3 protein-coding genes are annotated in these 7,466 nt (G+C 63.1%); 2 read left to right on the top strand and 1 reads right to left on the bottom strand.

What is annotated here, in order from left to right; genetic code table 11:
* Positions 1-98 precede the first annotated feature (98 nt).
* Positions 99-3,686 (top strand): indolepyruvate ferredoxin oxidoreductase family protein, encoded by a 3,588-nt coding sequence (locus tag ACTHL0_RS11135; protein ID WP_440566796.1) that lies wholly within the window; start codon positions 99-101, stop codon positions 3,684-3,686.
* Between the two features lie 305 nt (positions 3,687-3,991).
* Here ACTHL0_RS11135 and ACTHL0_RS11130 read toward each other — a convergent pair whose 3' ends face one another.
* Positions 3,992-6,262 carry an NADP-dependent malic enzyme gene (locus ACTHL0_RS11130; RefSeq protein WP_440566795.1) on the bottom strand — a complete coding sequence of 757 codons (2,271 nt, stop codon included), beginning with the start codon at positions 6,260-6,262 and terminating at the stop codon, positions 3,992-3,994.
* Positions 6,263-6,601: 339 nt separating this feature from the next.
* Here ACTHL0_RS11130 and ACTHL0_RS11125 point away from each other — a divergent pair, with 339 nt between their 5' ends.
* Positions 6,602-7,288, top strand: coding sequence for an orotate phosphoribosyltransferase (locus tag ACTHL0_RS11125; protein ID WP_440566794.1), 687 nt, complete (start codon positions 6,602-6,604; stop codon positions 7,286-7,288).
* Positions 7,289-7,466 lie beyond the last annotated feature (178 nt).

The following is a 7,466-nucleotide window of genomic DNA, read 5'->3' as shown; positions in this document are numbered from 1 at the left end:
AAAAAACCGTCAATATGGCGGCCCCGGCCGAAGCATTCAAAAGATGCGCGAGGCTGAGACGTTTTGGTGATCCCAAACAGGGTTGAGGAGTCAATACAATGAATGCCCCGCTAGACGCAGGTCAGCGTGCCTCGCTGGAAGCTGCGCTATCGTCCGTCACGCTAGACGACAAATACACGCTCGAACGCGGCCGCGCTTATATGAGCGGCATTCAGGCGCTGGTACGCCTGCCGATGCTGCAGCACGCGCGCGATCAAGCAGCCGGCCTCAATACGGCCGGGTTCATCTCCGGTTATCGCGGCTCCCCGCTCGGCGGCCTCGATCTCGCCCTCTGGAAAGCCAAGAAGCACCTCGCCTCGAATCAAGTCGTGTTCCAGCCCGGGATCAATGAAGATCTCGCGGCGACGGCTGTCTGGGGCACGCAGCAAGTCAATCTCTACCCTGGCGCCAAGTACGACGGGGTGTTTTCGATGTGGTACGGCAAGGGCCCCGGCGTCGATCGCTCCGGCGACGTCCTCAAGCACGGCAATTCGGCCGGCTCGTCGCAGCATGGCGGCGTGCTCGTGCTGGCCGGCGACGACCACGCCTGCAAATCCTCGACGCTCGCGCATCAATCGGAACACATCTTCAAGGCGTGCGGCTTGCCCGTGCTGTTTCCGTCGAACGTCCAGGAATACCTCGACTTCGGCCTGCACGGTTGGGCAATGAGCCGCTACTCCGGCTTGTGGGTGGCGATGAAGTGCGTGACCGATGTGGTCGAATCGTCCGCGTCCGTGGATATCGATCCGCATCGCATGCAAATCGTTTTACCGTCGGATTTCACGATGCCCGACGGCGGCCTGAACATCCGCTGGCCCGATCCGCCGCTGGTTCAGGAAGCGCGTCTGCTCGACTACAAGTGGTATGCAGCGCTGGCCTATGTCCGCGCGAACAAGCTCGACCGGGTGGAGATCGATTCGCCGCATGCGCGCTTCGGCATCATCACGGGCGGCAAGGCTTACCTCGATGTGCGCCAGGCGCTCGTCGACTTGGGCCTCGACGACGAAACGTGTTCGCGCATCGGCATTCGTCTTTATAAGGTCGGCTGCGTCTGGCCGCTCGAAGCACAAGGCGCACAGGCGTTCGCGCGCGGGCTCGATGAGATTCTCGTCGTCGAGGAAAAGCGCCAGATTCTCGAATACGCGATCAAGGAAGAGTTGTACAACTGGCCCGACGGCCAGCGTCCGCGCGTGTTCGGCAAGTTCGACGAGAAGGACGGTGCGGGCGGCGAATGGTCGGTGCCGATGGGCAACTGGCTGCTGCCGGCGCATTACGAGCTCTCGCCGGCCCTGATCGCCAAGGCGATCGCCACCCGGCTCGAGAAATTCGAACTGCCGTCCGATGTGCGCGAACGCATCGCGGCGCGGATCGCCGTGATCGAAGCGAAGGAAAAGGCGCTGGCCAAACCGCGCGTCACGGCCGAGCGCAAGCCCTGGTTCTGCTCGGGCTGCCCGCACAATACCTCGACGAACGTGCCCGACGGCTCGCGTGCGATGGCCGGTATCGGCTGCCACTACATGACGGTCTGGATGGACCGCAACACGAGTACGTTCAGCCAGATGGGCGGCGAAGGCGTGGCATGGACCGGTCAGGCGCCGTTCACGAACGAAAAGCATGTGTTCGCGAATCTCGGCGACGGGACGTATTTCCATTCGGGCTTGCTCGCGATCCGCGCCGCGATTGCGGCGAAGGCGAACATCACCTACAAGATTCTGTACAACGATGCGGTGGCCATGACGGGTGGCCAGCCCGTCGACGGCGTGCTGACGGTGCCGCAGATCACGCATCAGCTCGCGGCCGAGGGCGCGAAGAAGATCGTCATCGTCACCGATGAACCGGAAAAGTACAGCGGCACGACGCTGCTCGCACCGGGCGTGACGATCCACCACCGCGATCAACTCGACGACGTGCAGCGCGAGCTGCGCGAGATCGAAGGCACGACGATCCTCATCTACGACCAGACCTGTGCGACCGAAAAACGCCGCCGGCGCAAGAAGGGGGAATTTCCCGATCCGGCACGGCGCGTCGTCATCAACGAGGCTGTCTGTGAAGGCTGCGGCGACTGCTCCGTGCAGTCGAACTGCCTGTCGGTCGAGCCGCTCGAAACCGAGTTCGGCACGAAGCGCCAGATCAACCAATCGAGCTGCAACAAAGACTTCTCGTGCTTGAAGGGCTTTTGCCCCAGCTTCGTGACGGTCGAAGGCGGTCAGTTGCGTAAGCCGAAGGTGGCAGGCGCGAAGACAAGCGATGCCTTGCCGGCGATTCCCGAGCCGACGTTGCCGGAGATTGGGCGTCCGTATGGCGTACTCGTCACGGGCGTGGGCGGCACGGGTGTGGTGACGATCGGCGCGCTGCTCGGCATGGCCGCGCACCTCGAACAGAAGGGCGTGACCGTGCTCGATGTCACGGGCCTGGCCCAGAAGGGCGGCGCCGTGATGAGCCATGTGCAGATCGCGAATGCCCCGGTCGATATTCACGCAACGCGCATCGCTATGGGCGAAGCGAACCTCGTGATCGGCTGCGATGCGATCGTCACGGCCGGCGACGAGTGCACGTCGCGGATGAAGTTCGACATGACGCGTGTCGTCGTCAACAGTTCGAAGACGCCGACGGCCGAGTTCATCAAGAATCCGAATTGGACGTTTCCGGGCACGAGCACCGAGCAAGACGTGCGCGCTGCGGCGGGCGAACATGTCGACGTGGTGGATGCGAACCGTTTTGCGGTCGCCCTGCTCGGCGATGCGATTTACACGAACCCATTCGTCCTCGGCTACGCGTGGCAACGCGGCTGGTTGCCGCTCGCGCATCGTTCGCTGGTGCGCGCGATCGAGCTGAACGGCGTGCAAGTCGAAAAGAACCTCGCCGCGTTCGAATGGGGCCGGCGTGCCGCTCACGATCCGGCTAGCGTCGAGCAAGCGGCCAAGCCGGCCGGGACCGCCCAAGACGCGGGCGCGACGGTCATCTCGCTACATACGAAGAAGTCGGTGGATGCGCTGATCGCCAAGCGTATCGCGCTGCTGACGGCCTATCAAAATGCGGCTTACGCGAAGCGCTATGAAACGATCGTTTCGCAAGTGCGTGAGGCGGAACGCGGGGTTGCGGAAGGCAGCGCCGTCAGCGAACCGCTCACGGAAGCCGTGGCGCGCAATCTGTACAAGCTGATGGCGTACAAGGACGAGTACGAAGTGGCTCGACTCCAGACGGATCCTGCGTTCCTCGCGAAGCTGAAAGAGCAATTCGAAGGCGATTGGAAGCTGAATTTCCATCTGGCGCCGCCGATGACGGCGAAGCAGGATGCCAAGGGCCATCTCGTGAAGAAGCAGTACGGCCCGTGGATGATGTCGGCGTTCAAGCTGATCGCGAAGCTGTCGTTCCTGCGCGGTTCAAGCTTCGACATCTTCGGCAAGACGGAGGAACGCCGGACGGAACGTGCGTTGATCGGCGAGTATGAAGCGCTCGTGCACGAAGTCGTGCTCGGCCTGCGGGCGGAAAACACGGCACTGGCCGTCGAGCTGGCGAATCTGCCGGACGGGATTCGCGGCTACGGCCATGTGAAGGAGAACAACCTGAAGGCCGTGCGCGTGAAGTGGAACGATCTGCTGGCGAAGTGGCGCACGCCGGGTGGGGTGACGCGGCACGCGGCTTAAGGCAATCGATCGCGGGCAAGCAACGACGCTCGCTGGACTCGCAATACGAACCCCGCATTTTTTATTCAGAATGCGGGGTTTTTTTCTGGACGTTGCATCACGTTCTATGGCTCATCCGCGCCGTCATCGGATACGCCGTAGCGGTCGACGGGGCGGGCGAGCACTCGCTGAGGAACGGCTAAACCGTGCAGTGGATCGTTTTCGCCGGGATCCGTGTTGTCGAAGCCGCTTCAGTCGGATCGAAAGCAGTCACCTGATCGGCACCGTCCGCAGCGCCGATCAGGTGTGACAGCCAACGTTCGGACCTACTCCGCCCGCACGTTCGCTGCGGCGACGGCCGTCATGTTGATGATCCGCCGCACCGTCGCGGCAGGGGTCAGGATATGCACCGGCTTGGCCGCGCCCAACAAGAACGGCCCCACCGTCACGCCTTCGCCGCCGACCATCTTCAGCAGGTTGTACGTGATGTTCGCGGCTTCGACGTTCGGCATCAACAGCAGGTTCGCTTCGCCCGTCAGCGTCGTACCCGGGAACGCTTGCTTGCGGATCGCCTCCGACAGCGCCGCATCACCATGCATTTCGCCATCCACTTCGAGTTGCGGCGCACGCTCGGCAATCAGCTTGCGTGCAGCCGCCATCCGTTGCGACGACGATGACGGCGCGCTACCGAAATTCGAGTTCGACAACAGCGCGATCTTCGGCACGATGCCGAAACGCTCGATCTCGCGCGAAGCCAGAATCGCCATGTCGGCCAATTGCTCGGCGCTCGGCACTTCGTTCACATACGTATCGCAGATGAACAGATTGCGGCCCGGCAGCATCAGCAAGTTCATCGCCGCGTAGTGCTCCGCTTGCGGCGCGCGGCCAAGCACTTGCTCGACGAATTTCAAATGGCTGTGGTACGTGTCGATCATCCCGCAGATCATGCCGTCGGCATGCCCCAGGCGAATCAGGATCGCGCCGATCAGCGTATTGAACTTGCGCATCGCAGCCTTCGCGATCTCGGGCGTCACGCCGTCGCGTGCCCCGATCTCTTGATACAGCTGCCAGCTTTGCGTGAAGCGCGGATCGTCCTCGGGATCGACGATGTCGAAATCGACGCCAACCTTCAGCTTCGAGCCCATCTTCTTCAAGCGCATGTCGACGACGGACGGACGCCCGACGATGATCGGCTTGGCGATCTTCTCCATCAGCACAAACTGCGCAGCGCGCAGCACGCGTTCGTCCTCGCCTTCGGCGAACACGATGCGCGCAGCTTTTTGCTTGGCCGCCGCGAACACGGGACGCATCACCATGCCCGTGCGGTAGACCGTCGCGCCCAGTTGCTCGCGATAGGCGTCCATGTCTTGAATCGGACGCGTCGCGACGCCCGAATCCATCGCTGCCTGCGCGACGGCCGGGGCGATCTTGATGATCAGGCGCGGATCGAACGGCTTCGGAATCAGGTACTCGGGACCGAATTCGAGCGAATGGCCTTCATACGCCTTCGCCACTTCGTCGCCCTGGTCGGTCTCTTCCGCCAGCTCGGCGATCGCGCGCACGCAGGCGAGCTTCATTTCTTCCGTGATCGTCGTCGCGCCGACATCGAGCGCGCCGCGGAAGATGAACGGGAAGCACAGGACGTTGTTGACCTGGTTCGGGTAGTCGGAACGGCCCGTGGCGATGATCGCGTCGGGGCGCGCGGCCTTCGCGTCTTCCGGGCGAATTTCGGGTTCCGGATTGGCGAGCGCGAGAATCAACGGCTTATCGCCCATATCCTTGACCATCTCGGGCTTGAGCACGCCGGCGCTCGAACAGCCCAGGAAGACGTCGGCCGACTTGATCGCATCGGCGAGCGTGCGCGCCTCCGTCACGGCTGCATAGCGGGCCTTCGACGGATCGAGGTTGCCGCGCCCTTCGTAGATCACACCCTTCGAATCGGCCACGAGCACGTTATGCTTGGACAGACCGAGCTTCACGAGCAAATCGAGGCAGGCGATGGCAGCCGCGCCGGCGCCCGAGCAGACGAGCTTGACCTTCGACAGCTCTTTGCCCACCACCTTCAAGCCATTCAGAATGGCCGCCGATGCGATGATTGCCGTGCCGTGCTGATCGTCGTGGAAGACGGGAATCTTCATGCGCTCGCGCAGCTTCTGCTCGATGTAGAAGCACTCGGGCGCCTTGATGTCTTCGAGGTTGATGCCGCCGAGCGTCGGCTCGAGCATGGCGATCGCCTCGACGAGCTTGTCGGGATCCGATTCGGACAGTTCGATGTCGAAGACGTCGATGCCCGCGAACTTCTTGAAGAGGCAGCCCTTGCCTTCCATGACGGGCTTGGCGGCGAGCGGTCCGATGTTGCCGAGGCCGAGCACCGCGGTGCCGTTCGTCACGACGCCGACGAGATTGCCGCGCGACGTGTACTTTTGCGCGTCGAGCGGATCGGCGTGGATGGCCTCGCACGCGGCGGCGACGCCCGGCGAGTAAGCGAGCGACAAGTCGAGCTGATTCGACAGCGGCTTGGTGGGCGTGACCGAAATCTTGCCCGGCTTGGGGTTCTGGTGGTATGCGAGGGCGCTTTGCTTCAGTTGTTCGTCCATGATTTGCCTGCGAGACGTAATGAATTTGGCCCGACACACTCGCGCTTGGCGCCGCGCGAGGCCAGCCGGTTGATGGCGGCTGCGGCGGCCGCAGCGGCCACGACCTGCGCCGGGGTGGGCGCGGCGCCGGGTGCTCCCGCGGGTAGCGGAGCGGGCGCGTGAGCGATTTGCGGGGCGCCTAGTGTACACCCCCTAATCTCCGTTGCCAGAGGCCGAGCCGCGGAACTCGGGTAAAATACCCGCCTACGCGCGCAGCAAACCAGCCTGCTGCCCGAGGGCCATCCGCCCGCCATATGCACCATACGGCACCACACGCCATCATTCCGAAGGATTTTGCCCATGACAGGCTTCGATCGCCAAACGATCTCCGACACGACCGCCAAGATTCTGCTCGAAGTACAAGCGGTGCACTTCAACGCCGAGAAGCCGTTCATTTTCACGTCCGGCTGGGCGAGCCCGGTCTATATCGACTGCCGCAAGCTGATTTCGTACCCGCGCGTGCGCCGCGGCCTCATGGAAATGGCCGAAGCCACCATCTTGCGCGATGTCGGCTACGAGCAGATCGACGCCGTGGCCGGCGGTGAAACGGCCGGCATTCCGTTCGCCGCCTGGATCGCCGACCGCATGATGCTGCCGATGCAATACGTGAGGAAGAAGCCGAAGGGTTTCGGCCGCAACGCGCAAATCGAAGGCAACCTCGAGGAAGGCTCGCGCGTGCTGCTCGTCGAAGATCTGACGACCGACAGCCGCAGCAAGATCAACTTCGTGAACGCGCTGCGCACCGCGGGCGCGCGCGTGAACCACTGCTTCGTGCTGTTCCACTACAACATCTTCAAGGAAAGCGTGTCGGTGCTGAAAGACATCGATGTCGATTTGCACGCGCTGGCAACCTGGTGGGATGTCCTGCGCGTGGCGAAGGCGTCGGGCTACTTCGATACCAAACCGCTCGACGAAGTCGAGAAGTTCCTGAATGCGCCGGCCGAGTGGTCGGCCGCGCACGGCGGCGCGACTGCCACGCCGCAGTAAGCGAGCACTTCAGTTCAGATGTGCGCGTGGGCGGTTCTTGCCCGCGCGCGCCTCACCGCTTCACGCCCGTTCATCCTTCATATCAAGCCGTATTCCGCCTCCCCCTCCGGTTGTCGCGGCGGCTCACTGCTCATCGCACGATGCGCGAGCCCGTTTGCCCGGGCATATTCGATCAACT

The organism is Trinickia sp. (assembly GCF_051961175.1).
Classification (GTDB): domain Bacteria; phylum Pseudomonadota; class Gammaproteobacteria; order Burkholderiales; family Burkholderiaceae; genus Trinickia.
This window is presented reverse-complemented; position numbering and strand designations above follow the sequence as displayed.

Excerpts from the sequence above, each read along its gene's own strand:
- ACTHL0_RS11135 (WP_440566796.1), top strand. The coding sequence starts at position 99 with ATGAATGCCCCGCTAGACGCAGGTCAGCGTGCCTCGCTGGAAGCTGCG.
- ACTHL0_RS11130 (WP_440566795.1), bottom strand. The coding sequence starts at position 6,262 with ATGGACGAACAACTGAAGCAAAGCGCCCTCGCATACCACCAGAACCCC.
- ACTHL0_RS11125 (WP_440566794.1), top strand. The coding sequence starts at position 6,602 with ATGACAGGCTTCGATCGCCAAACGATCTCCGACACGACCGCCAAGATT.